The 25,156-nt window shown below is 55.4% G+C and carries 23 protein-coding genes and 1 tRNA gene; 8 read left to right on the top strand and 16 right to left on the bottom strand.

The window, feature by feature from the left end; translation table 11 throughout:
* Window positions 1-642: 642 nt before the first annotated feature.
* From AC2FFF_RS17915 to AC2FFF_RS17895, 5 genes are all read right to left on the bottom strand, one after another.
* Window positions 643-1,395 carry an outer membrane protein gene (locus tag AC2FFF_RS17915; RefSeq protein ID WP_142639687.1) on the bottom strand — a complete coding sequence of 251 codons (753 nt, stop codon included), beginning with the start codon at window positions 1,393-1,395 and terminating at the stop codon, window positions 643-645.
* 70 nt (window positions 1,396-1,465) lie between these two features.
* Entirely contained in the window at window positions 1,466-2,710 is a 1,245-nt protein-coding gene (locus AC2FFF_RS17910) for a DUF3179 domain-containing (seleno)protein (RefSeq protein WP_281973728.1), read from the bottom strand.
* A gap of 60 nt (window positions 2,711-2,770) precedes the next feature.
* Complete coding sequence (locus AC2FFF_RS17905) at window positions 2,771-4,438, bottom strand: sulfatase-like hydrolase/transferase (protein WP_281973729.1); 1,668 nt, start codon at window positions 4,436-4,438, stop codon at window positions 2,771-2,773.
* 102 nt (window positions 4,439-4,540) lie between these two features.
* The gene (locus AC2FFF_RS17900; RefSeq protein WP_281973730.1) at window positions 4,541-6,178 is read right to left on the bottom strand and encodes a sulfatase-like hydrolase/transferase; all 1,638 of its coding nucleotides are present in this window, start codon (window positions 6,176-6,178) and stop codon (window positions 4,541-4,543) included.
* 1 nt (window position 6,179) lies between these two features.
* Window positions 6,180-6,458: a hypothetical protein gene (locus AC2FFF_RS17895; RefSeq protein ID WP_142639695.1), complete on the bottom strand. Its 279-nt coding sequence runs from the start codon at window positions 6,456-6,458 to the stop codon at window positions 6,180-6,182.
* Between the two features lie 135 nt (window positions 6,459-6,593).
* Between AC2FFF_RS17895 and AC2FFF_RS17890 the strand changes: the two genes are divergently transcribed.
* Complete coding sequence (locus tag AC2FFF_RS17890; RefSeq protein WP_496883021.1) at window positions 6,594-7,898, top strand: tetratricopeptide repeat protein; 1,305 nt, start codon at window positions 6,594-6,596, stop codon at window positions 7,896-7,898.
* A gap of 218 nt (window positions 7,899-8,116) precedes the next feature.
* Here the strand turns inward: AC2FFF_RS17890 and AC2FFF_RS17885 are convergent, their stop codons facing one another.
* The 5 genes from AC2FFF_RS17885 to AC2FFF_RS17865 all read right to left on the bottom strand — a co-directional run bounded on the left by AC2FFF_RS17885 (window position 8,117) and on the right by AC2FFF_RS17865 (window position 13,002).
* Window positions 8,117-8,383 carry a hypothetical protein gene (locus tag AC2FFF_RS17885; RefSeq protein WP_142639699.1) on the bottom strand — a complete coding sequence of 89 codons (267 nt, stop codon included), beginning with the start codon at window positions 8,381-8,383 and terminating at the stop codon, window positions 8,117-8,119.
* A 276-nt stretch (window positions 8,384-8,659) separates the two neighbouring features.
* The gene (locus tag AC2FFF_RS17880; protein WP_271952030.1) at window positions 8,660-9,379 is read right to left on the bottom strand and encodes an alpha/beta fold hydrolase; all 720 of its coding nucleotides are present in this window, start codon (window positions 9,377-9,379) and stop codon (window positions 8,660-8,662) included.
* Window positions 9,376-10,917, bottom strand: coding sequence for an ABC transporter permease (locus AC2FFF_RS17875; protein WP_282022304.1), 1,542 nt, complete (start codon window positions 10,915-10,917; stop codon window positions 9,376-9,378). Before AC2FFF_RS17875 ends, AC2FFF_RS17880 begins: the two co-directional genes overlap by 4 nt.
* Window positions 10,914-11,969 carry a quaternary amine ABC transporter ATP-binding protein gene (locus AC2FFF_RS17870; protein WP_271952026.1) on the bottom strand — a complete coding sequence of 352 codons (1,056 nt, stop codon included), beginning with the start codon at window positions 11,967-11,969 and terminating at the stop codon, window positions 10,914-10,916. Before AC2FFF_RS17870 ends, AC2FFF_RS17875 begins: the two co-directional genes overlap by 4 nt.
* A 67-nt stretch (window positions 11,970-12,036) precedes the next feature.
* A complete protein-coding gene (locus tag AC2FFF_RS17865) occupies window positions 12,037-13,002 on the bottom strand; it encodes an ABC transporter substrate-binding protein (protein ID WP_271952024.1) in 966 nt (321 codons plus the stop codon).
* 253 nt (window positions 13,003-13,255) lie between these two features.
* Here AC2FFF_RS17865 and AC2FFF_RS17860 point away from each other — a divergent pair, with 253 nt between their 5' ends.
* Window positions 13,256-14,155: a LysR family transcriptional regulator gene (locus tag AC2FFF_RS17860; protein ID WP_496883022.1), complete on the top strand. Its 900-nt coding sequence runs from the start codon at window positions 13,256-13,258 to the stop codon at window positions 14,153-14,155.
* A gap of 61 nt (window positions 14,156-14,216) precedes the next feature.
* On the opposite strand, the gene cuyB is transcribed toward AC2FFF_RS17860, so the two are convergent.
* Both cuyB and cuyA read right to left on the bottom strand, forming a co-directional pair.
* Window positions 14,217-14,918 carry a cysteate racemase gene (gene cuyB / locus AC2FFF_RS17855; RefSeq protein ID WP_496883020.1) on the bottom strand — a complete coding sequence of 234 codons (702 nt, stop codon included), beginning with the start codon at window positions 14,916-14,918 and terminating at the stop codon, window positions 14,217-14,219.
* A gap of 3 nt (window positions 14,919-14,921) precedes the next feature.
* Window positions 14,922-15,935 (bottom strand): D-cysteate sulfo-lyase, encoded by a 1,014-nt coding sequence (gene cuyA, locus AC2FFF_RS17850; RefSeq protein WP_281973736.1) that lies wholly within the window; start codon window positions 15,933-15,935, stop codon window positions 14,922-14,924.
* Between the two features lie 122 nt (window positions 15,936-16,057).
* Between cuyA and AC2FFF_RS17845 the strand changes: the two genes are divergently transcribed.
* Entirely contained in the window at window positions 16,058-16,945 is an 888-nt protein-coding gene (locus AC2FFF_RS17845; protein ID WP_281973737.1) for a LysR family transcriptional regulator, read from the top strand.
* Window positions 16,946-17,711: 766 nt separating this feature from the next.
* Here the strand turns inward: AC2FFF_RS17845 and AC2FFF_RS17840 are convergent.
* The 4 genes from AC2FFF_RS17840 to AC2FFF_RS17825 form a co-directional block, all read right to left on the bottom strand.
* A tRNA-Arg gene (locus AC2FFF_RS17840) sits at window positions 17,712-17,788 on the bottom strand.
* Between the two features lie 64 nt (window positions 17,789-17,852).
* Window positions 17,853-19,235, bottom strand: coding sequence for an ATP-binding protein (locus AC2FFF_RS17835; RefSeq protein ID WP_281973738.1), 1,383 nt, complete (start codon window positions 19,233-19,235; stop codon window positions 17,853-17,855).
* 18 nt (window positions 19,236-19,253) lie between these two features.
* A complete protein-coding gene (locus AC2FFF_RS17830; protein ID WP_281973739.1) occupies window positions 19,254-20,672 on the bottom strand; it encodes a dihydrolipoyl dehydrogenase family protein in 1,419 nt (472 codons plus the stop codon).
* 2 nt (window positions 20,673-20,674) lie between these two features.
* Window positions 20,675-21,406: a TVP38/TMEM64 family protein gene (locus AC2FFF_RS17825; RefSeq protein ID WP_281973740.1), complete on the bottom strand. Its 732-nt coding sequence runs from the start codon at window positions 21,404-21,406 to the stop codon at window positions 20,675-20,677.
* 296 nt (window positions 21,407-21,702) lie between these two features.
* On the opposite strand from AC2FFF_RS17825, the gene rpmH reads away from it, so the two are divergent.
* The 5 genes from rpmH to ttcA all read left to right on the top strand — a co-directional run bounded on the left by rpmH (window position 21,703) and on the right by ttcA (window position 25,133).
* Entirely contained in the window at window positions 21,703-21,837 is a 135-nt protein-coding gene (rpmH, locus tag AC2FFF_RS17820; RefSeq protein WP_005632162.1) for a 50S ribosomal protein L34, read from the top strand.
* 25 nt (window positions 21,838-21,862) lie between these two features.
* Window positions 21,863-22,288, top strand: a complete 426-nt coding sequence (gene rnpA, locus AC2FFF_RS17815; RefSeq protein WP_271952015.1) for a ribonuclease P protein component — start codon at window positions 21,863-21,865, stop codon at window positions 22,286-22,288.
* Complete coding sequence (yidD, locus tag AC2FFF_RS17810) at window positions 22,285-22,521, top strand: membrane protein insertion efficiency factor YidD (RefSeq protein ID WP_281973741.1); 237 nt, start codon at window positions 22,285-22,287, stop codon at window positions 22,519-22,521. Before rnpA ends, yidD begins: the two co-directional genes overlap by 4 nt.
* A gap of 66 nt (window positions 22,522-22,587) precedes the next feature.
* Window positions 22,588-24,195, top strand: a complete 1,608-nt coding sequence (locus tag AC2FFF_RS17805; protein ID WP_281973742.1) for an acyl-CoA dehydrogenase family protein — start codon at window positions 22,588-22,590, stop codon at window positions 24,193-24,195.
* A gap of 44 nt (window positions 24,196-24,239) precedes the next feature.
* Window positions 24,240-25,133 (top strand): tRNA 2-thiocytidine(32) synthetase TtcA, encoded by an 894-nt coding sequence (ttcA, locus tag AC2FFF_RS17800; protein ID WP_281973743.1) that lies wholly within the window; start codon window positions 24,240-24,242, stop codon window positions 25,131-25,133.
* Window positions 25,134-25,156: the final 23 nt, after the last annotated feature.

The raw sequence follows: 25,156 nt of genomic DNA, 5'->3' as shown, positions 1-25,156 counted from the left end.
CCATAATGGCTTCGATGAACCAGAAATCCTCCGTTGCTCAAACCCTAAATCTATCCGGTAGGTGCTGACGTCAGACATCGCCCTTGAATGCGTCAGGCTCTACGCTGACGCAGTTGCAGAAATGATCCACATCGCAGTGTCGAGAAGGGCGACCAAGGTTTGTTCGTTTGATTGACAATGGGAGCTTAGTGAACTTATCCCCCATTTGTGGCGCGCGCAGCATTGGTAGGTGTGGGCTCTTTCAAGACCTTGGGTGCAGCGCAGCATTTCGGTTCAAGAACCACTCGCCATCAATTTGAACGGCCCATAGCCGACATCCATCAGCCCTTTGAAATACTGCGTTAGCAGCCCGCATTTCAGACATTCGCTGCGATTGCGAAAGCTAGTCTAGGTGAATTCTCACTCCGCGTTCGACAGTGGAATCGCTACCTCAGACTTGTCTCATTCATTGCTAGATTTCTATGGCTACAACAAACTCCAGCCAGCTATCGATGCCGGGGGTCAAGATCTGGGGCCAGGCACGAAAACAAATCTGAGGGCACATGCGAATTTGATTCTCTAAAACTTTTTACAATTGAATCGCGCCAATCAAACGACGTTCGTAACATCACAACCTTGTCTCGGGTTCGCCAACAAAGAATTTTAGAACCGATAAGTCGCGCCTAGCACAGGCCCCGACTGATCAAATGTAAAATCGTTGCCGTTGATTTCATGATCGAATGAGATATAGCGATAGCCACCGCGGATCAGCCACCTGTCGTTGATTGCGTAATCTGCCGTCAGCAGAATCTGCCAGGTTTCACTGTCACTGCGGAAGCCTCCGTAGTCGACAAAACCGGAGCCCGACCACTTATCCGAGAACTGTACCCGTGCTCTGGCGCCGATGACAGGGTCGGTCCAGCTATCATCTGCCGTTGTTGTGCGCCCCGGTGCCGCGCCGGGTAGAAGGGTAAATTCCGTTTCAGTGCTGAACCACCGGAAACCCCCGGCGACGTCAACGGTGATAGTTGGCGCTTCATACACTCTGTAGCCAACATAGCCACTTAGGTATTGTGTGGTAAATGATGTCTCCAGACCCGAGCCGACAGGTCCAGGAGCGCTGTTACTGAAAGATAAGTCTGTGTAGTTGTAATCTGCAAGTATCAGCCAACGTCCGTTGGTGGCCGAGAACGCACTCATAAAGGCAAAATCGAGGTTTTCCAACGCATCCGAAAAGCTGAGAGTACCGTCCAGAGTGCCCAAAGGTGTGTCCAATGTAGTCTCTGTTTCCGGCATGAACAGGTAGATTGTGGCCTCATATGACCAATCGGATTGTTGAGCCGAAGCCACTGTGGCCACAGATGCAAAAAAAGCTACTCCGCAAGCGCAGCTTTTCACCCAAATTGACGAAGTCATTCTGTCCCTCCCGTCAAACAATCAAGTTTGAATAAATGGTCTTTGGTTTGTAGTTGTTTAGCCATGGGCCTCATTCTACAGCTCCTTCGGTTGCCATGGAACCGCTGCCGACACGATTAATATCTGTGTTCGGGAAGAACTCGGACCAGACATGCCAGAATGCGCCTGCGCGCAGGGTTTCGACACGTTTTAGCTGACCCTGATCTGAATGGCCCCAAAAATCGCAATGGCTCACAGGTTGACCAAAGTCGTTGTACCAAACGCCTAGGCTTTCATACTTTGGATCCAAGCTGACCACGACATCTCGTCCGCCGACATTGGAATTCACGATCCACTCGTTCTCGACGATGAAATCATCAGTCCAGCAAACCGCATCCTTACCGATCGTAATTCCCCAAACGTAGGTTTTATTTGGTAACCGATCGTCCGAACGATCCATGTTGTCCATCACGGGCGCGTCTTCCTGATGCTGGCGTCCGATGCCCCAGCCAAACGTGATCTCGGTCATCATATCCAGCAGGCGCAAAAATGGGTTCGGGGATGGCTTGTTCAGAAATACCTCACCGTCAGGATAGGCCTTCTGAAACCCGCGGAACGTCATTCGAAAGGTTGGCCAGGGCTCCATTTGCGCTTCGGGTCGAAGGGGGCAGGCAGGACCGTCGGAGTTAGGGTCGCGGTCCGCCTCGCGGAAACCATAGATGTGCTGGATCGGCTCGCCCGTGTCGTTATCGCGCAGGATTAGGTTATTGCCATGCTGGGCCAAAACCTCGAGATTCAACCGTCTTCCTTCTATTCGCGGAATGTAACCCTGACCCAAATTGGCCATAGCACAATAGGTCATGACCACGTCTTCACCACCCAAGCCATCTACATTCCCGGCCAGATGAGGGCGCATAATCTGCGCATCCGGGTGCGCGCGGGCTTGGCCGTTGTTTTCGATGACTATGACAGGCGCAGTTGGTCCGACATATTTGCGGGCTTCTTCAATTGGAAAGTACTGGGCGTCATTGAGCTGGTTCCTTAGACCCAAATGCACCCAAACGTAGGGAAACCCATAAAGAAGAAGGGTAAGCACAGCCGCTATGAGCCAAAGCCAGAAAGGGCCACCGCCCAAAAGGAAATGCGCAAGTGTTGCCGCTGCAAACCCGCCAAATCCGGTACCGATCAGGCGATATTCATTGCGGATAAAGCGCACCATATTCTCGCGCTTTACCTTCAGCAGCATTTGAGAGACGTCGCCCAGATCGCGAAAATAGACAAACCCGATGCCGAGAGACACAATCAATCCCAGTCCGAATATTATGCTACCAAACATGCTGTGACCCTCGACCTTGATTAACACAATCCTTCACAGGTTTATTGCGAAGGATTAGGCTTACTTCTGTGGCGACGCGCGCTTGATCATGAAAGCCTCAACTGCCTGTTGGGTTTCGGGGCGGATGTTCTCGATCCCTTCATAGGGCACGCCATAGGCGGGCGCGGTATCGGGGAATTTCTCTTTGCGGGCCATGTGGCGGCCCAGAATCCGAGCGAATTCCTGCCCTCCCCAGGCGCCAACCTCGGTCGAGACCGAGTATTCTTCGCGCGTGTCCCGATAGAGATCAAAGAACTTTGCAAGAATGGCGCTTTCGCCTGGTCCCGGCAGTTTCAGCTTTAGCTGGTCTTTCACGACCGCCTCGGGCTTGTTCACCGAATAGACGATGACGTGATCGCGGCGAGATTTGGATTCATCGCTGAACAACAAGGCGGCCGACTGGTCCACCCCATCTACAAGGCGATCCCGCGGAATATACTGATCTGCTCCGGCAAAGCGCGACAAAGTGGTATAGAGGTCCGAGACATGGATGATGCTGTTAAGCAACCCGTCAGCCTCGATCACACCGGGCCAGCGGATGAAGGCGTCAACTCGGATACCGCCTTCAGTCGTGTCACCTTTGCCGCCAGCATAGATCAGCGGGGTGAACCCGGATTGCGGCGCGTATTTGGTGAAATGGCCATTGTCACCCATGACCACAACCACAGTGTTTTCCGTCAAGCCCAACTCTTCCAGCCGCGCAAACAAGTCGCCCAACCACTGATCGAGCAACTGCATTTTGTCCACATACAGGCCACCATTAACGCTCTCTGGCCCCGACCGCCCGGCACGGGTGTTGTCCAGCGGGATCATCGGCCAGTATTGTAAGAAAAACGGGTCTTCACCATTTGCTAGGCGATCCAATTCTTCCATCGTCTTGTCCTGAAACCCCTGGTTCATCTCATCGTACTTCGCAGCGTTCCAGCGTTCGCCGGTTTCCATGCGAATTTCGCGGATGGGCCCGCCGGTTTCCCCTTCGATGACTGTCATCATCGCGGCAGAGTCCGGCCGGAACCAGCCGTCCAGCGTATATTTGTCGTCATAGTCACGGATCGCGACCGAGACCTGTTCTTTGATCGCATCATCATTGAAGATCGTCAGCTGGCCCTGTTGGTGGATGGCGTGCTGGGCATAGTCAAAACCCTGATTCATCGCCCAGCTTTCGGCGATATCGCCCATGTGCCATTTGCCGACATGGCTGGTCGCATAACCCGCCTGTTTCAGAATTTCGGCCAAGGTGACCTCGTTTTCCGGTAAGCCAAACCCGGCAATGTCCACCGTTGTGTCGCCCATACCCATGCGTACGGGCAACCGCCCGGTCATTTGTGCCACGCGGGTCGGCGTGCACGAAGGTTCAGTATACATGCGCACCATTCGCATCGCCTGATCGGAAAAGTCGTTGATATTCGGCGTTTCATAACCTCGCACAGCGTTTAGCTCGGGGATGCCCATGTCGCCGAAGCCCATATCGTCGATCAGAACGCTGACTATGTTTGGGGGCTGCCCATTGTTACCGTCACGAAAAGCGGCCAGAGCATCATCAACAGCGGTATCATCCTGTGCCCATTGTTCTGCATGTTGTGCCTGCAGAATATAGAATTCGGCATCGTGTTGAATTGGGTCTTCCTGCGCCTGCAAAGGTGGTGCCGTAACGCCTGCACAAAAAACCAGAAGCCATTGTAGTTTCATTCCGTCTCCCCCAGGTTTGAAGCCGAGCTTCGGTGTTTGATCTTAGATGCGTTAACCACTTTTAACATCGTTATATTCAAATATTTACTTAAATTTGCGACGTCACTGCCAGCTCATGAATACATCACGGGTCAGTTCAGTTTCCGGACGCAGGTTTTCGATGCCCTCATAGGGGGTACCTTTGCCGATCTCTGAATGTGGATATTTGGCGATCATCTTCTGGTGGCGCTTTATCATATCCTGAAAAGATGCACCGGCCCAAAGCGAGTAGCCAACCAACGGGTGTTCCTCACGAGGGTCCCGATAGATGTTATAGGTTGGAGCAGCCGCGCCGGGTTGACCAGGGGCAGGAAGGTGCATCTTGAATTCTTGTTTAACGACCGAGCGCAAGACAGGACCTTCGTAGACATAGACATAGTCGCGCCGACCGTTCCCCTCGCCGTTCAACAGTAACGCCGTCTGGTCAATGCCGTCTATCACACGGTCCCTTGGGATAAAGGCGGTGGCTCCGGCAATTCGCGCCATTGTGGTGAAGATATCTGAAACATGAACGATGTCGCCAGCTGCACTGTTGGGTTCGATCACACCGGGCCAGCGAATGAATGCATCGGTTCTTACTCCGCCTTCAAGATGCTGAGTTTTGCCTCCGCGATAGATTAGTTGGTTCAGGCCGGATGAGCCTTCATAGTGATACATCAGACCATTATCTGCCATCAGAACAACAATTGTGTTGTCTGCCGTGCCGGTTTCTTCAAGCTTGGCCAAGAGATCTCCAATCCATCCATCAAGCAGTTGCAGCTTGTCGGCATGAAACCCGCCATTTCGTGAAATTGCCTGATCCGGATAGACGAAGTTCAATGGGTACAGCGGCCAGTATTGCAAGAAGAACGGCGCATCCTCTGAGGCTACACGTTCGAGTTGCTCCAGCGCCTGCCGTTGATATCGTTCGTTCATCTCTTCATATTTGGCCTGCGTCCAAACCTCACCGGCTGACATGTCTACTTCCAGGGCGGGCCCACCGGCTTCGGCCTCGACACCGGTGACAAGACCATATGGCTTGAAGCGCTCATCCAGCAGGAACTGATTGTTCTGCCCCTCGGGCACGTAGCCGAGCATGGCGTTGGACCTCATTGCCTCGGGGATCATGAGGCTCAGCTGCACTTGCTGGTGTAGTGGAAATGCGGCCCAGTCGAATCCCTGATTGTGTGGGTACGATTGCTCAATGTCACCTTGGTGCCATTTGCCGATATGCGCCGTATTGTAGCCGACTTGTTTCAGTATCTCCGGCAGTGTCACTTCGCTGGTCGGAAGACCTTCTCCGACCAAAGCCACTTTGACCTCTTCGACACCGGCGCGTATCGGGTGGCGCCCTGTCAGCATGGCGGTACGTGTGGGAGTACAAGAGGGTTCGGTATACATGCGCATCAGCGACATGCCTTCGGTAGCCAACTGATTGATGCTGGGTGTCTCGATCCCCATGACGTAATTCATCTTGCGGTCACCCATCTGACCAAAGCTTACATCATCGATCAAGATGTAGAGGAAATTAGGAGGCTTGCCGCCATTGGCCGCACGAATTTCGGTCAGCTTTGCGTCGACTTCAACGTCTTGCGCATCCCATGCCTCACCAAACTGCGCGCGAAGGAATTCGAACTCGCCGTCATGAACAATCGGGGTTTCCTGAGCAAGCGCGGAGCCGGCACCAATCAACAACGCAGGCAAAATGTATCTAAGTCTCATGTCAAACCTCCAAATCTTTGTTCCGTACCGATTCCGAATCAAGGCCATGCGCCTGCAACCGTCCGTCAATACTGCTGCGCAGGTCCGAAAGGCTTTCTGCCAGATCGGCGAGATAGCGCATCTGAAGAACAGACTGCGACCTTGGCGGCACCGCCAGTTCGGCGAAGACCTCTTTGTAGTCGCGGCAAATTCGATCAAACTCTTGGTCTTTTGCCCGCAGGTCCTGCAGCAGGCGACCCGCTTCGGGAAATTGGGATTCAAAGAACTCATCATCCGTCATTGGCAGCGCCCTTCAGGCATTCGTTTGCCAAGCATGCATCCAACAGAATATGTATTGAACGTATAAAGCCGCATGCTACCGTAGCACCATGGCGACAAACCCTTATTGCGAAAGGATAGTTCTTTGACCGTCAGCATGGACGATCAGGAACAGAATGACACTCAACAGTTCTCGGCCGAGCAGGTGCGCGATGCGTTGGATAGGGTTCAGAAGTCAGATGAATTCAAAGGGTCCGCCCGCATGCGATCTTTTCTGTCTTATGTTGTGATGGAATCGCTCGAGGGTCGTTCCAACGAGATACGCGCCAAAACCATTGCGATGGATGTTTATGGATACGACGCGGATGAGCTATTGAAACGCGAAGGCGTCGTACGTGTGGATGCGGGACGTGTTCGGCGAAAACTCCAAGCTTATTATGAAAGTAAGGGGATCGCTGACGAATTGGTAATCTCATTGCCTGTCGGAAGTTACGCACCCGAGTTTTTGCCGGGCTCCAATCGAAGCAGACAACCATTACGCGGAAGGCGACAGGCTTACGCAGTCGTTATCTCGCTTTCACTTCTAGTAGCCGGTATTCTAGTCGGTGTTCTGATCGGCCGCGGTTCGAAATCTGTTGCTCCAATAACTGGCAAAACTGCGATCTACGACGTGTCGCCAGCCCGCGTCGAAGCAATGAACCTAAGCAACGCTGGCCGGGATCTGATTTTTCCGGTTACAGATTTGGCACGCCTTCAACCTGCGTTGTTGATATTCCAAACAGCAATTGAACGAGATCCGTTTTATTACGGGGGGTATGCTGGCGCTTCTCAGGTCGAAACCATGTTCGCCATCATGAAATCTGGCGATCTAGGTTCTGATGAGTTTTTGCACGCGGCCGACAAGAATAGTGCTTATGCTTTGGAATTGGCTCCGGATGCAGCATGGCCGCTTTCAGCGCGAGCCTGGTTTGAATTTGGGGTGGGCAATTACGATAGCGCAGTTCGATTATCCCAACGGGCCGTAGGTTTGGCACCCGATGATTCACATGTTGCTGAATTCGATGCCTTGATTTCCCTTTATACATCTGATTTTGAACGAGTTTTGTCTCAATCAGCGCGATATAGAGTCCTGGCCCCACAAGGAGGGGGACTTGTATTTGACAATGCATTGGGTGCGGCTCAGTTCCATACGGGAGACTATGCTGCCGCAATCAGGACGTTTGATGAAACAATATCGCGTGGTGGGCCGTTCGGACCAATTTCCGCAGCTTACCTTATGGCAGCCCACTGGAGGAACGGAGAACAAGCAGAGGCACAGCGGCTTGCAAAAGTATTTTCGGACACTTGGCCAAGCTTCCCTCTCGAAGCACTGAAGGCTCGAGTGTTTGTAGACCCACAGCCAGTTCAAGAGCTGATCAGTGCAATGAAGGCTGCGGGTTGGTCAGGAACCGTCAGGCCCTGATTCTACGCAGTAGGATGTGTCACAATCAATTTGCTTAGATTGGAATGACATAAAGACCAGCGTAAAAATGCCAGCGCCATGCCGCGAAGTAGAGTTTGTTTGCGCCGCCCTCGGACAGCGCAGGTGTATCGGTAATAGTCATCTAGTGGCCTCCAAGCACAATCGCGCCGCATCCAGCGGGATACGGGCATCTTTGATTTCAATAGAAGGTAATGAAATCAGGCGTGAGGCAGGTCGCGGGTCAAACGCGCGGGATCGAGATCATTGCGCTCGGCAACGCGCTTGGCGATAAATTCGAAAGTTTGCGTTGCTGTGGTCTGTACGAAGCGTGGACAACTGTCTTGAATCAGAACGGACGTGTTGCTGATGCGGCAAGCTTCGCAATCAACGGTCACTGGTGCGCTGTCGCCATCTATATTTCCGCAGATGCCGCTCAACTGCCCGCCTGCCGCAATATAGGCGGTGAGTTCCGGGGTCGTAGACATGGGAGCTGTCCGATGCGCAAAGCTCAGCATTCGTGACTTTGGGCTCAGAACCGACCTCAGATGCGGCGCGGCATCTGCCAGTTTCGCAGAACTAGCATCGTGGCAGAACGGCCCATAAGAGACATTCTACAACCGAGCGGATTACTGAAATACAGCGTTGCAAACCGGCGTTTGCTGCCAGTGCATACCCATTCGCAGCAATATCTACACTATCCGGGAAAGACCGGAATTGGTCACGACAGCGGTCGTTCTAACATTTTGGCTGCAGACAAGCTGTCAGGCGGTACAAAAATCTCGCAGTATCGAATTAAAGAGCCCCGGCTTCTCTAAATGCGTCGCGTGAGCACATCCAGGTATCACGGCGAGGTTGGCGTCGGGAATTGATTGCCACAATTGTTCGGTTTGGCTCCATGGATAGGTCCGATCCCGGTCACCCCAAATCACCAACGTACGGGTCATGATATCCGCCAAATGTTTGGCGCCGCTCCAACTTTCCATTGCGTCGAGCCCAATTAGCATGGTTTGCAGGCTGCATTGTTCTGCAATCATAGCACAGTCCTCATAGGCCGCAGCTTTTCCCCGATCAAGAAACCAGGTTGCCGCAATACGTCTGGCCGTGGCTCTTGGTCCTTCTGTATTGGCCCGGCGCTTTGAAGTGTCGATCGTCTCAAACCGGCCGGGTAAAATGCCAATCGTTCCGGTGCCGTAAAGCACCAACCGGTCGATACGTTCGGGTGCGCGGGTAACCATTTCTTGGACGATCATCCCGCCCATTGAATGGCCGATCAGGATAAATCGCTCAATTCCCCGCCCGGTTAATTCGCACAGCGCCCACTCGGCAAATCCAGCAATACTGGTAGGGGCCTCGAGATGCGCATTCTCACCAAATCCCGGTAAGTCCAAGGCTACGACGTTGAAACCGGCCAGGGCTTCGACTTGCCCTAACCATTGTCGACTGCCGCCCAAAAATCCATGGACGAATACGACAGGTGTCATTTGCGCCCACCCTGTACAATGCGATCAAGGATCATGGCGCAGAAAAGGATCGCAAACCCGGCGAGGATGCCTTGGCCCACATTGGCATATTGCAATGCTTCCAGCACGTCCTCACCCAGCCCCTTGGCGCCAATCAGCGAGGCCACGACGACCATCGCCAGCGACAACATAATCGTCTGGTTGATCCCCGCGCGGATCGATGGGCTTGCTAATGGAAGATCTACCTTAGTGAGCAAGTACCACTTATTGGCACCGAAACTAATAGCTGCTTCGCGCACGCTTTCTGGTACACCACGCAGACCAAGAACGGTCAATCGTACCACCGGTGTGCCGCCAAAAATCATCGTGACCACAACCGCCGCTGGCTTTCCAACGCCGAAGAACGCAATCACAGGCACCATGAACACGAAGGCTGGCATGGTTTGCATGAAATCCATGATCGGCTGGATAAACGCATAGAACCGTGGGCGACGGGCAGCAAACATGCCGAGCGGAATTCCTATAACAATCGACAGACACGCCGCTGTCCCCAACAAGGCCAGCGTCGTCATGGCACCTTCCCAGAAACCCAGCAGGCCCATATAGGCCAGAAATGCGCCCGAATAGATCGCCGTGCTGATGCCCGCTGTCAGCCAGGTCAGCAAAATAATCAAGCTCGCAATCACGATCCATGGCGTCTGAACCAGTATGACCTCTAGCGCATCCAACAGAGTGCGGATGCCGAATGTCAGCCCATCAAAGAAGGTCTCGCTGTTGCGAACGCACCAGGCGATGAAATCTTCTACCCAAGTGATACTGGTCAGGCGGATGTTTGGGTCTGTCGGAAAATGGCTAAGCAGTGAAAAGCGCCCTGGGAAGCTGTAATGCAACATTGCCGCGGCGACGATCAACGCCATGAAGATTGCGCTGAACACGATCTGCGACACCGGCATGGCCGAACGGATCGAACGATCCGATAGCCACTCCGAGAAACGCGCCTCAAGCGCCCAGTTCGCCACCTGTGACTGTATGAATTTGACGATGATCAGTATGATCAGGCCGGTTAGAATGATGTAAGGACCTTCAGCTGCCATCGCTTCGGCCTCGGCACGGATACCTCCTATGTTTTCTTCAAGCGAGTCCACCGTTCGCTGATAGACATCGATCTTGTCCGAGTTGTTTTCGATAGCCGCCGCCAATTGCTGACGGCGCAGTTCAAGCGTCCCTTCAATCGATGCAATACGCTCCATTGCCTCGGCTGCCAGATCGCCGAACAACCCTCGCGCAATCTGCACAAAGGCTATAGTTTCGAGGATCAGAAATGGTAACGCCCATGACCACAGACCTCGCGCACCGAACCAGACCGGACCAAACAATCCGGCCATCAGATTGAAAGTTGGTGTAAAGCGGGACGATGCACCAATCTTGTCGAAATTACGGATGTAGTAGTCAGGGCTGGTACGCACAAATGTGCGAATGTTTTCACGCCGCTCTTCGGCATAGGCAAGGGCCGCTTCGCTTTCGGTATCTTCCAGCGGGTTCACATCAGAAATGCTCATGACACTTCGGTCCCTTCGATCACGGTGCGCAACAGATCGGCACGGGTTATGACGCCAACATCCACGCCGCCGTCCTCCACAAGGATTGCGCTACTGTTGTCGATCGCCAGATTGATCAGCGTGCTCAGATTTTCGTCTTCATTCACGCGCGGGGCATCCGCCGATAGCGGTCCATGGGCCGCAATATGTTCTGGAATTGGCCGCATGACCGCATGGGCGCGCACCACTTTGAGGCGCGAAATACCTGCAACGAAATCAGCCACATAGTCATCAGCGGGGTTCATGACGATGTCTTCGGCTGTCCCGATCTGCACCACCTTGCCGTCCCGCATGATGGCGATCCGATTGCCGATGCGGACGGCTTCATCAAGGTCATGGGTAATGAAGATCGTAGTCTTCTTGAGAATCTTGCTCAGCCGGATGAATTCATCCTGTAATTGTCGCCGGATCAGCGGATCAAGGGCCGAAAACGGTTCATCCATCAAAAGCACGTCGGGGTTGGCGGCCAAGGCGCGGGCCAGGCCCACACGTTGTTGCATGCCACCGGACAGCTCGTGTGCGAACTTTGACCCCCAGGCTCCCAGTTCGACAATATCGAGAATAGCAGCAGCCTGACGCATGCGTTCATTCTTGCTGACCTGTCGGATTTCCAGTGGCATTGCCACGTTATCCAACACCGACCGATGCGGCATCAGCGCAAAGTTCTGAAACACCATACCGATTTTGTTGTTGCGAAACTGCTGAAGCTCTTTTGGCCCCAAGGCCATGACATCAGTGCCTTCGATTTCGATCTTACCAGCTGTCGGCTCCAGCAGTCGGTTGAAATGGCGAACCAGGGTGGATTTACCGCTGCCTGACAGACCCATGATGCAAAAAATCTCACCCCGGTTTACCGACAGGCTGACATCAGCGACGCCGACAACACAGTTGTATTCGGCCAGCACTTGGGACTTGTCCAACCCACGGTCGCGGATCGCCTGCAGCGCCACCTCGGGTCTGCCTCCGAAAATTTTCCAGACATTCGAAATTTCGATAACGGTGTCGTCGCTCATAGGTCCTCCAGAGATCTGCTTTTGGGTGGCGCCAACAGATGCCGCCACCCTGTTTCTGGAAGTGGGATCAGAGGCCCAGCCAAGCGTCGACGCGATCCGGGTTCGCTTCGACCCATTCGCGGGCAACCTCTGCCGGATCGCGACCTTTGCCGCTGATCTCAAAGGCGAAACCGCTGACATCATCCGCAGTCAATGCGAAATTCGCGAAGAAATCAGCAATCGCAGGTGAGCGGTCTGGCAACGTATTGGACCATGCGATCTGGACGTTCTTCAGGGCGTCTTTGGTGGCAACACTGGATTTGCTATACCAATCCGGATCGTCCGATGGCTGCACCATCACGTATTTTGCCGGGTCGAACGTCGGCTCGCTCAGCATTTGAACGTCGAACATGTACCAGACCGCGTGTGGCTTGTAGCAATAGAAGGCATAGCCCTCGCCTTTGGCGATGCTGTCTTTGATACGCGCGGTCTTCACGCTTTCTTCTGCACGCACGGGCTCGATGAAATCAAGCAGACCGTAGTCGCGCGTTTTCACCTCGTTCACATTGGCCGAAGCCCAGCCGGGGGCGCCAATCCACATCTCACCCTTGCCGTTGCCATCGCTGTCCATCAGGGCTGCGACATCAGGGCGGCCCAGATCAGCTATGTCGGTGATATTGTTGGCCTCACCAAAGTCCTTGCTGACGCAAAAACCCTGATTGCCTTCGTAGGGGTTCGAGGACAATGTTACCGTACCGGCCTCGTCGACATACTTCTTGGTAAAGCTCTCCTGATTGGGCAGCCACACATCTGGATGCACGTCGATGTCACCTTTGCCCTGATCCATGGCTTGAAAGATGGTTGCATTGTTACCGGGCACATATTCAACCGTCCCGCCGATGCGCGTTTCAACAACGGCACCCAGAAGATGAGCGATTGCCTGCGCCCCGGTCCAAGACGGCACACCGATTTTAACCTCTTCCGCCGCGAATGCGGGCATCGCATAGATACCTACCGCCGCTGCCATACCAAATGCCTTTAGCTTGTTTCTCATGATAGTCTCCTCTGTTGAATTGCGCCGTATTTTGGCGTCGTTTTTTTAGTCAATCTCATTCCTATCGCTCGGCGGTGTCGTACAAAGTCGTCTCGGGCTGCGACTTCGGACGGAAGGGGAAAAGGGGGACAAACCGCCAGGCCCTAGCTTAAAGTCTAGAGCATGAGGTTTTCTGAGGGCCAATTCGAACATTTCATCAAACTATTCCCGCAATGCATAGTTTTGAGTATGCTCGACCAATGCTTCCTTGGAAATGCAGGTACACACATTGGATTTGAACTGGCTGCGCGACTTTGAATGCCTCGCCCGGACACTGAACTTCACCCGAGCCTCCGATGAACGCAACATCACACAATCCGCATTCAGTCGTAGAATCAAAGCGTTGGAGAGCTGGGTCGGGCTGCCTCTGGTCAATCGCGCCACCTATCCTGTTCAATTGACAGAAGCAGGTCAACAATTCTTGCCGGTCGCTTTAGCGGCGATCTCACAACTGTCAGAATCCCGTCAATCGCTGCGGGATGCCGATCGTGGGGATAGCCGTTTCATCCGGTTCTCGGTCCTCCACACGATCGCGGTTAATTTTTTGGCAAGTCGCATCGAAGAGTTGCAGATGCAAATTCCCGATCTGCGCACTCGAGTATTGTCCGATTCCCTAAGCACCTGCTGTGACCTGTTGGTCGAGGGCGCAGTGGACATTCTCTTGTGTTACAATCACCACTCGGTTTCACCGATGATTGATGAAACCGCATTTGAGCGAAAAGACCTGTTAAAGGATCGTCTGGTGCCAGTGGCTACAGCTGATTCAGCGCGTGCCATGGGTTGGAGTCTCGCAGAGCAGGATGGCCCACCCATCCCCTATCTGGCATATGATCGTTCTTCGTTTTTAGGCATGGTTGTAGAAAATACCATAGACCGCAAACCCCTGAACGCCGAGACGATTTATGTTGATAGTCTGGTTGAGACAATCAAGAGACGCCTGATTACCGGAAGCGGCTTTGCCTGGATGCCCGAAACTACAATTTCGCCAGAGCTGGACGCAGGATTGCTGGTGCCAATCGGCGATGACGCGTGGTGTGCCACCTTGACGATTTCCGCATTTGCCAATCCGGCGACCTTTGATCAGACAGCGCAACAGCTTTGGGACCAATTATGAACAAAGGTATCTGTTGACTTGCAGATTGCCTCCGAACGCTGTGGCGCACTTATTCAATCGCCTAAACTTGCCCTGCGTGGGAAAATTCGACAATCGCCTGGACAAGCAGGTCAATCGTATCAATGGCATTGACCTCGGCCGCAACACTATCAGCGATGAGCGAGAATTCTGAGCAAGCCACAAGCTGCAGGTCGGCCCCTGCGGCAACAAGTTCTTTCGAGGCAACTCTTAGTGTTTCGCGCGCCTCTTCGCACGGACCGTCCGTCGTAATTTTCCGGATCGCTGCAAGCATCTTTTCATCACCTGCGGACCAAACCACCGACAGCCCGCGCCTGTGCAACGCTGTCTCGAATAGCTGCGTATGTCGTACGGCAGGCGAGGCAAGCATCCCGACACATCCCCCTGATCCGAGCCTCCCAGCCGCATGATCAGCCGTCAGTTCGACCACGTTCAGCAAGGGTATTTCCACGGAGTCCGTAATCGCCTTGGCATAGTGATGGGCGGTGTTGCACGGCATCGCCAGCGCTAAGGCTCCAGCATCTTCTAGCCGACGCGCCATAGCGGCAAGCGTCGACCCCGGATCCTCGCCGACGCCGTCGAGCAGATGACGAACCCGCGACGGCACCTGCGGGTTCATGTCGATCAACAAAGGTATGTGGTCTTGGTCATCAGTTGCGGGTACTGCCGCCACCAGCTTGCGCTGGAGGAGGATCGTCGCTTCGGGGCCCATACCGCCAAGAATTCCAACCGGGCGCAGTGTCATAGCCTAGACAGTCACCCAGCGGTTTTGATGATCAAAGGCAAAATCATATCCGCCAAGAGCTGCCGCCCCCCCGGTGTGCAGGAAAACAATCCGTTCGCCGTTGAACTCACCCTTGCGCGCAAGATCAATCAGACCGGCTGCGCCCTTGGCCGAATAGCACGGGTCGAGAAGGATACCTTCGAGCTCTGCAAACATCCGGATCGCCTCAATGCCGCTTTTGGTCGGCAGGCCATAGCCCTCGCCGACATAGTCAGTATTGGCCTTCACGTCTTCGCGCTTGACTACACCAGCACAGCCCAGTTTCTCGGCTGTTTTACAGGCCAGGTCATATACCATCTGTTCTTGCTTGGGCTGAGGCGCCCTTGTGCCGATGCCCAGCACGGGCACCTGCGCATTCATGGCACACATGCCAGTCACCAACCCGGCCTGCGTTCCTGAAGAACCGGTTGCATGCACCAATCTGTCAATTTGCAAACCACTGTTATTTGCTTGTGCCAACAGTTCAAAGGCCGCGTTAACATAGCCAAGTGCGCCGGTCGGGTTCGATCCGCCGCCAGGGATGACATAGACATTGTGCCCTTCCGCGCGCTTCTTTTCGGCTGCTTTTTCCATCTCACCCGGCATGTCATGGCCGCCGGGAAACTTCTCGGTGGTTGCGCCATGCAAATGGTCTAGCAGGACGTTACCGTTCTTATTGTAGTTTCCATTTTGGTAACCGGTGCGATCCTCCAAAAGGATGTGACAGGCAAGCCCCAGCTTGGCGGCAAATGCAGCCGTCTGCCGACCGTGGTTGGTTTGCGTGGCCCCTTGGGTCATCACCATGTCGGCACCCTGCGCCTCGGCCTCAGCCATTAGAAATTCAAGCTTGCGGGTCTTGTTGCCGCCGGTCGACATACCGGTGCAATCATCGCGTTTGATCCATATTTCGACCCCCAGCTCTTTTGACAATCGAGTCATGGGTTCAAGCGGTGTTGGAAGATGGGCAAGATGCAGGCGGGGAAAACGGGCAAGGTGCATGTCATGGTTCCTAATATTTGCTTTTGTCAACTTACTACGCGCTGAGGCGCATTCCTAATTCGAACTTCGGTACATAAATTGCAGGAATTGCATGTTGTCACGAACTGCACTATCGATCCGCCATGCGTCTTGAGTGGATCGATGATATATTGGCGGTGCTTGATAGCGGCTCTCTCGCCCGCGCCGCTGAAAAGCGATTGCTGACGCAATCTGCGTTTACTCGGCGGGTGCGGCTTATCGAAGACAACATCGGCGCAACGCTGTTTGATCGCCGCCGCAAGCCAGTCTCTTTGATGCCAGGCGTGCGGGAACTGGAATTTGAATTACGTGAACTCAGCACCCGGCTGCATGGGCTTCGGCACAGCCTAAAAACCGCGAGTGATCAGGCCGGCAAGTCGCTGTCTTTTGTTTGCCAACACGCCCTCACAACGACGGTTTCCCCCGAAATTGTGCGTGTTTTGACTGAAGATGGCGAAACCTCGGTTCGCGTGCGGTCAGGAAATCAAGACGAGTGCCTACTGCATCTGATTTCGAAGGAGGTCGATTTTGCCATCATGTACGCGGTGCCTGATGACAGTATTCAAGAACCCGCTAACGCGTTTGAAACCAAAACACTCGGGATGGATACTTTGATTCCAGTCTGTGCGCCTACTGTGCGCACGCAAGTGACGGAAGACGTAATTCCTACAATCAGCTACCCGCCCGAAGTCTTTCTCGGGCAGGTCTATTCCAGAATGATTGCGCCGCGATTACCTGAAGGTAAAACCGCAGTACCCAGAGCTGAAACCGCACTTACGTTGGCCATACTACAATACGCCTTGAATGAAATCGGCATCGCGTGGTTGCCCCGCTCTCTAGTGGCGACCCACCTTTCTGAGGGCGCGCTTGTGTGTATTGACGACGTGCTGCCCACACAGCTTCTGGCAATCAGGGTAGTCCGCCTGGCAGAATCTCAGCCAGATCACGCAGAGCAAATATGGAAACAACTTGAAGACATTTTAAGTTTCTAGTTTTCCCGCTGCACTCTCTATCCCAAATGGCAAGCCGCCCCTAATCAGAAGGGCTGGATTTTCCCTTACACACCCTTCGCCAGACCGAAAAAAACGAAGCCCACACGCAAAACGCTTCGTTATCGCAAAAACTGCTACATCCTAAGCACCTGATCTTGGCAGCAGTCGTCTCTCGAACATGCCCAGCTGCCAAAGAAGCGATACAAGCGAGTGGCCACTTTGACCGTTGTGGTTTTTGAAATTCGAATACGCGGCGAACTTCCGCATTCCGCCCATTTTTTCGAAAAACAACGTGTTCTGGCGCAAAGAGTTACGGCGCAGCCCACACCGTCGCACTTGTTTTGGGGCCAGCGGGATTTGGACTAGCCAAACGCCCCTGGCCATCAGGGGAAAGACGCTGCCTTCCCCCCTCGGGCAACCCTATTAGACAAAACCGTGTCCTCGGCTGTGCCTGCGGGCCGCGCCACCCCCGTCGAATAGCATTGCCTCGCACCCTCCCGCGTTCGCCACGTGGCAGATTAGCAGGAACAGGCAGCTTCGCTGTCAGACCTACAAATCAGCTCTGATTTTCCAAGAGGGGGGATCAGATCAAACCAAACTGTCTGCGGGAGTATGAAATGGGGGCGGCGTGCTATTTGATGACGCAAAGGTCAAATTCAACCGATGTCCAACGTTGGGGGCGCCTTCTGATGTCGAACGTTCACTGCTTTTCTGGTCCAACTATGACGGTTGGGTCAGGTTCGTGTGACGTTCAACAGGAAACCAGTGGCGGACCGAGGAGGATTCGAACCCCCGACCCCTTGATTCGTAGTCAAGTACTCTATCCAGCTGAGCTATCGGTCCGCGTTGGTGAGGCGCTATGTAGACCCGGCATTCGGGACGTGCAAGTCGATTCTGTAAAAATAATTCAAAAAGCCCCATCGCCCCGCGGGAGGCGAATTTCAAAGGTGGTACCTGTTGACCCTGTCTCGGTCAGAACAAGGTCACCCCCATGGCCCCGCAACAGTTCCTGTGAGATCGCCAAGCCCAGACCCGACCCGCCTTTGCGGACGCCACCCTGAAAGGGTGTGAACAGATTTTCACGCGCTTTGGCCGGCAGGCCCGGCCCTGTGTCGCTGATCTGAATACACCAGTTGGCGTCCTGCTCTTGCCCGGACAAGGTGATCCGACCGGGCTTTCCTGATGCAACCAGCGCCTGACGGGCATTTCGAACGAGGTTCATCATGACACGGAAAATCTGTTCAGGATCAGCTCTTACGACCAACTCTTCCGGCACATCATTGATGATCTCGACACAGGCATCGGCAACGGCAAGTTTCTCGCTCGCAACCACATCCTCGGCCACAATGCGGAGCGGAACCAGTGTAAGCGACGGTGCAGGTTCTTCAGCGCGGCCAAATGCCAATGTGCTTTCGCACAGGGTTACCGCTCGGGTGATCGAGTTCACCAGCTTAGGGGCCATGCGACGCACCAACGGGTCTTCGCTGGATTCGATCCGGTCGGTAAACAGCTGGGCCGAGGTCAGGATGTTGCGCAGATCGTGGCTCACCTTAGCCACAGCCCCGCCCAGCTGCGCCAGACGCTCGCGCTGTTTCAGGGCCTGGGTCAGTTCGGTTTGCAACTGTTTCAGCGCCTCTTGGGCCTCGCGCAGCTCGGTCACTTTGGAATCCGGTGAGATGATTCCACGGGCATCTTCGGGGGCGCTGGCATAGCGCTGCATATATCCGACAACGCTTTTGATGGGCTTTACCAGAACCACCCGAACCGCAAGAAACAGGAAAAAAGCCGTGATGATCGAAATCACAAATGACAGGCCCAGAATGCGTAACCCATAATCCGTCATCGCCATACGCAAAGGCATGCTGTCAGTCGTCACCTCAATCAGCAGACCTGCGCCTTTCACAGGCTCGCCAATTACACGGATGACTTCATTTTCCGGCGTGAACAACCGCACGACAGCATCCCGGATCAAAACCCATGGTCGCGCGTCACGCAGGTCATAGGTCTTGCTGATCTGCCCTGGAATAGGAGAGGACAGCATCAACTGGCGCATCTCGTCTCGCCGTAGAACCACGTTATAGACGCCCGCATTGGCCAGCAGTTCAGCCTCAAGGTCCTCGGCCAGCATATCATCGGCCAACAAAGCGAGCGATGCGATCTGAGCGCGCTCCAGCCGGTTCAGCAGGAAATCTTCGCGGAATCGCGCAATCGAAGGGACAAAAATCAGAACCTCGGCCAACATCACGAAGACCGTCGTCAGGATCAGAAATCGGCCTGACAGCGAGTTCACATTGCTCTCCCTTCCAGGTCAGGGCATCCAGCGCTGGACGAACCTGACTACGCGTTTAACCGTTTGATTCTCAAACAGCCTTGGAGAGAAATAAGCGCCCGCCACCCGTTTGTTAAGCTCTCCAATCGTCGGATAGGGCGAAACCATCGCGGCGACCTGCCCCATCTTCAGATTATTGGCCAAGGCCAGCGACCACAAGTTGATCAGTTCGCCCGCCTGATGACCAACGATTGTGGCCCCCACCGGACGGCCTTTGACGACCATGACCTTGATGAAACCATTCGTTTTACGCTCGGAAATGGAGCGGTCGTTGTGGTGATAGTCAAACCGCGCAATTTCCATCTTATCGCCATGCTCGGCGCGCGCCTGCACCTCGGTCAGGCCAACCTGCGCCAGCTCGGGGTCGGTGTAGGTCGCCCAGGGGATATGTGCGGTTTTCGCCTTGGAGGGAAGCCCAAACAGCGCCGAACGAATGATAATCCCCGCGTGATAGCCCGCCACATGAGTGAATTGCAGCCCACCCGCGACATCTCCGATCGCATAGACCCTGCGGTTCGTGGTGCGCAGGGTGTCGTCGACCTTGATGCCGGTTCGGATGGGCTCGATCCCGGCAGCGGCAAGGTTGAGGCGGTCGGTATTGGCCTTTCGCCCCGCAGCCAGCAGCAGATGCGTGCCCGAGAAGATCTCGCCGTTCTCGGTCACCACTTCAACCGCGCCATCGGAGCCGCGAATCTGTGCCACCATCGCCTGTTCATGGATCGCAACGCCCTCGGCGCGCAAACTGTCCAGCACGACCTCTGCCGCCTCGGGGTCATCCTTTCCCAGCGCCTTTTGCCCTTCGATGACTGTGACCTTGCAACCGAGCCGAATATGCGCCTGCGCCATCTCCATCCCGATGGGGCCACCGCCGATGATCAGCAGATGATCGGGCTTGTCGCGCAGATCAAAGATAGTCTCGTTGGTATAATACGGCACCTTGTCCAAACCGGGGATCGACGGAATCAGTGGTGAAGAGCCTGTTGCAATCACAACCCGCCTCGCGGTGATCAGATGATCCCCCGCCTGAACCTGTGTCGGAGAGACAAAGCTGCCATATTCCCGGATCACCTTGACACCAAAGCTTTCGAACCGCTCTTGGCTGTCCATCGGCTCGATCTGCGCAATCACATCATGCACGTGATCTTTGGCGGCGGCGTAATCCACCTGTGGCACCACATCCGCCACACCCAGCGCCGAGGCATGCGCCTGCCCATAGGCGGCCTTGCCGCTGGCAATCAGGGCCTTGGACGGGACGCAGCCGAAATTCAGACAATCCCCGCCCATCTTGTGACCTTCCAGCAGGATCACATCCGCACCCATCTGGCTCGCCCCCGCGGCGACCGACAGCCCACCTGACCCGGCCCCGATCACCAGGATATCGGATTTCAGTTCTTGCATGATCAGCTGTCCTTTTGGCCGCGCAGCGTTTTGATCAGAATGGGCAGAGCCGCCAGCACGCACAAGCCAACAATCGGGCCGATAACGAAGGGCTCCCACAGCAGTGAGACGTCCGGCGTCTCACCCCGGTCGAACACTCCGCCCAGCCCGACGCCAATCCAAGTATAGACGATACCGCCGGGAATGATGCCCAGCGCCGTGGTGAACAAAAAGTTGCGGAACTTCACCCCCACCAGCGCCGGCACCAGATTGGCCACAAAAAACGGAACCACCGGGACAATGCGCAGCAGGAACAGGACCGAGATCTCATTCTCGCGCAGGCCATCCTTCAGCTTTTTGATCGTGCCTTCCGAGGCCTCAAGACGCGCCGTCAAGGACGCCCCCAACCCCCAGCGCGCCGCCAGAAAGATCACCGAGGCGCCGATGGTTGCTGCAAAAATGTTGAAGACCGTGCCTGCGAAAAGGCCAAACAGGAACCCTCCGGTCATCGAGGCCACCGCTGCGCCAGGCAGCGAGAACGCAACGATGGCAATGTAGATCGCGATGAACGCACCTGCCATTGCCCAGTAATTGGCATCACGCCAACCCAAAAGGGCCTCTCGGTTGTCGCGCAGGGTTTCAAAAGTCAGGTATTCACCCAGTGTAAAGTAACCCACAGCGGCTACGGTAAGAATCACCAGCAAAGGAATATGTCGCGCAAGCCCGCTACGCGGGGCCTGAGTTGTATCGCTCATAATGGTGTCCGGTTTTGTGCGTCTCATTCTGGCCTCAACATGCGACGTCACGCGCCCGGGCAACAGGGGCCTCACGCTGCCTTGATCTTTTCGACAGTGAATGTGAGTGTTTTGTGCCTAAAATCCGTATTTTTGAAATCTTTTACCGCGCGGGATTATAGAATTGTTGCAAAAGGCTGCAAAACCCCCACCAAGGGGTTTGACTTACCCCCCGCTTGGCAGTAGAGGACGGGCTTCGAACACCACGGGCAGGCGAATCCGCGCTGCACCCGACCGAATAGATTGGAGACGGAGCGATGAAACGCACCTATCAGCCTTCGAACCTGGTTCGCAAACGCCGCCACGGTTTCCGCGCGCGCATGGCCACCAAGGCCGGCCGCAAGATCCTGAACTCGCGCCGCGCACGTGGCCGCAAGTCGCTGAGCGCATAAACCGCTCACCGATCAGGTTATGAACGTGACGCCGCCGGAGGCCCCTGAGGATGGTAAGAACCAACCTGGGGATACGCCCCCGGCGGCGTCCGTTTGCGCATCCAAAACATTGATCATCCTCAGGAAACGATCCGATTTCCTGAACGCCGCGCGTGCGCGTCGGCAGGGCACATCATCAATGATGGTGCAGGCGCGCAAACGCGCCGAGGGCGAGGCGGACGGGATTCGCGTCGGTTTCACCTGTTCCAAAAAGGTCGGCAATGCCGTGGCTCGCAACCGGGCCAAGCGACGCCTGCGCGAAGCTGCGCGCGCGGTACTGCCTGAGAAGGGGCAGGACGGCTGGGATTACGTGCTAATCGGTCGCGCCGATGTCACAGCCGGACGCCCCTATGCAGCGCTGCTGGATGATTTGCGCTATGCTCTGCGTAAAGTCCATGCTGCGCGGAAATGACATTGCTCTCGCATATCCTTGCCTTACCCATTCGGGCGTACCGGTTGCTGTTCAGCCCTTGGGTCGGGTTCAACTGCCGCTATCAGCCTACATGCTCGGCCTATGCGTTGGAGGCACTGGAAAAACACGGTGCCATCAAAGGCACATGGCTGGCCGCACGACGGATTGGGCGCTGCCACCCTTTGGGTGGTGACGGGTATGATCCGGTTCCGGACCGTGAAGATCCCTCCTGACCCGTCGTCGGACTTGACCGGAGCGCACCTTCGCTGAACAGTTGTGCTGTTCAATTCGAGGGCCAGATGACATCTGACGCGCGCCATTCCCTACCCACGCATGACGTTCTGAACCAGCCGCCTGTGCGCGGAGATTTAGACCTTTGGGCCTCTGACCCAGTACTGCAAAATGTGGCAGGCGCGCGAAGCTCTATTCTTCGCAACTATGGTGCAGACCTTGGGCGTGCTGCAGTGAGAGACATGGCGCGCGAGGCCAATTTCCACTCCCCAGAACTTGTTCTGTTTGACCAAGGTGGACGCCGCCTGGATGAAGTGCGTTTCACTCATTCATACCATCACCTGATGCAACTCAGTCAATCATCCGGATACGCAGCCGTTGCCTGGTCTGACCTACCGAATGGTCACGCCACCCACGCCGCCATGGTCTACCTTGCCAGTCAGGTCGAACCCGGACATTGCTGCCCGCTGACCATGACTTACGCAGCCGTTCCAGCACTTGCGGCGAATGAAGAGATTGCCTCGATCTGGGTTCCCCGATTGACGGAATGGAACCACGATTCCTCTATCGCTCCTATCGCCTCCAAAAAAAGCGCCACGCTAGGCATGGCGATGACTGAGAAACAGGGCGGCTCGGACATTCGCGCCAATACCACGACGGCCACACGCGACGGAGATCACTGGCGGTTGCGCGGGCATAAATGGTTCTGCTCGGCCCCGATGTCCGACGGTTTCCTGACACTTGCCCAGACCCCCGGCGGTCTGACCTGTTTCCTTGTGCCCCGCTGGCTGGACGACGAACGCAACGCAATCCACCTGATGCGGCTGAAGAACAAGCTGGGCAATCGGTCCAACGCCTCGGCCGAGATTGAATACCATGATGCGCTGGCCTATCAGCTTGGAGATGAGGGCGCGGGTGTGCGCACAATCCTGGAGATGGTGCATCACACACGGCTCGACACTGCGATGGCCCCGGCAGGTTTGATGCGGGCGGCCCTCAGCGAAGCGCATCACTGGGTCAGCCATCGCAGCGCCTTTCAGCGCCGGTTGATTGACCAACCCCTGATGCGCATCGTTCTGGCCGATCTCGTGCTGGACTGGGAGGGGGCGCTGACACTGGGAATGCGTGTGGCGCAGGCTTATGACGGTCATACACCCGAGGATAAAGCCTTTGCCCGCATCGCTGTTGCACTCGCCAAGTTCCTCAACAACAAACGCTGTCCAGTCGTCGTGGTCGAAGCCATGGAGGTGTTGGGCGGCATTGGCTATGTCGAGGACACCCCCCTGCCCCTGCTCTACCGTGAAGCCCCTTTGAACGGCATCTGGGAAGGTTCGGGCAATGTGATCTGTCTGGATATCCTGCGCACCCTGACCCGCGACCCCTTGGCCGCCCAGGTCCTGCAGGCTGAGCTTGAGGCGGCAACCGGAGTGAACCGCCACTATGATGCGGCGCTGAGGGACCACCGCGCCCGCTGGACCAATATCCCACCCGAAGCCGAGGCGCGCTGGTTTGCGGAGCGCACCGCACAACTGCTGACGGCCTCTCAACTGATACGCCAAGCGCCCGGACCGGTCGCTGATGGATTTGTGGCGTCTCGGCTGACAGGTAACAATGGCCGCATCCCCGGTTCGGTGTCCGGGCTGGATACTGGTGCCCTGCTTGCGCGGTTGGGCTGACCCGCACACTTGCCCGGATACGCCATCTGCTGTAGGGGCAGCGCATGTTTGACGAAGCTGACGATATCCATCCGCTGTTTGCCGGCGCGCCTTCGACCACCGAGTTCAAGAAGCTGCGCAAACGCATCGTGCGCCACACCCGCGAAGCCATCGAACAATATGGCATGGTGGACCCGTCCGCGCATGAGAAAGACGGCAAGCCACCCCGTTGGTTGGTCTGCCTGTCAGGCGGTAAGGACAGCTATACCTTGCTAGCGGTTCTGTACGAGCTGAAATGGCGCGGCCTACTACCGGTCGATCTGCTGGCTTGCAATCTGGATCAGGGCCAGCCGGGTTTTCCCGCTACCGTCCTACCCGAGTTTCTGGAACGCATGGGTGTACCGCACCGCATCGAATATCAGGACACTTACTCAGTCGTCATGGACAAGGTTCCCCAAGGCCGCACCTTTTGCGCGCTATGTTCGCGCCTGCGCCGTGGCAACCTGTACCGCATCGCGCGGGAAGAGGGCTGCACGGCCGTGGTGCTGGGTCATCACCGTGACGACATCCTTGAGACGTTTTTCATGAACCTGTTCCACGGCGGCCGTCTAGCAACGATGCCGCCAAAGCTGGTGAACGAAGAAGGCGACCTGTTCGTCTTTCGCCCCCTTGCCCATGTCGCCGAGGCGGATTGCGAGAAATTCGCCAATGCGATGAACTACCCGATCATTCCTTGTGACCTGTGCGGCAGCCAGGACGGGTTACAACGCCAGCAGGTCAAACAGATTCTCGATCAGTGGGAAAAAAACAGCCCCGGACGGCGGCAAGTGATGTTCCGCGCCTTAACCAATGCGCGCCCTTCGCACCTTTTGGACCCGAAATTGTTTGATTTTGTTAATCTTTCCATCAGTTCGAGCGAAAAAACTGAAAAAACGGATGATATTCCACAGCTGCGTTAACGAGTGACTCAGACTGATTTTCT

The organism is Ruegeria sp. YTSA226, from assembly GCF_059609905.1.
The sequence above is the reverse complement of the archived record's forward strand: the minus strand, read 5'-3'. Positions and strand labels throughout refer to the sequence as shown.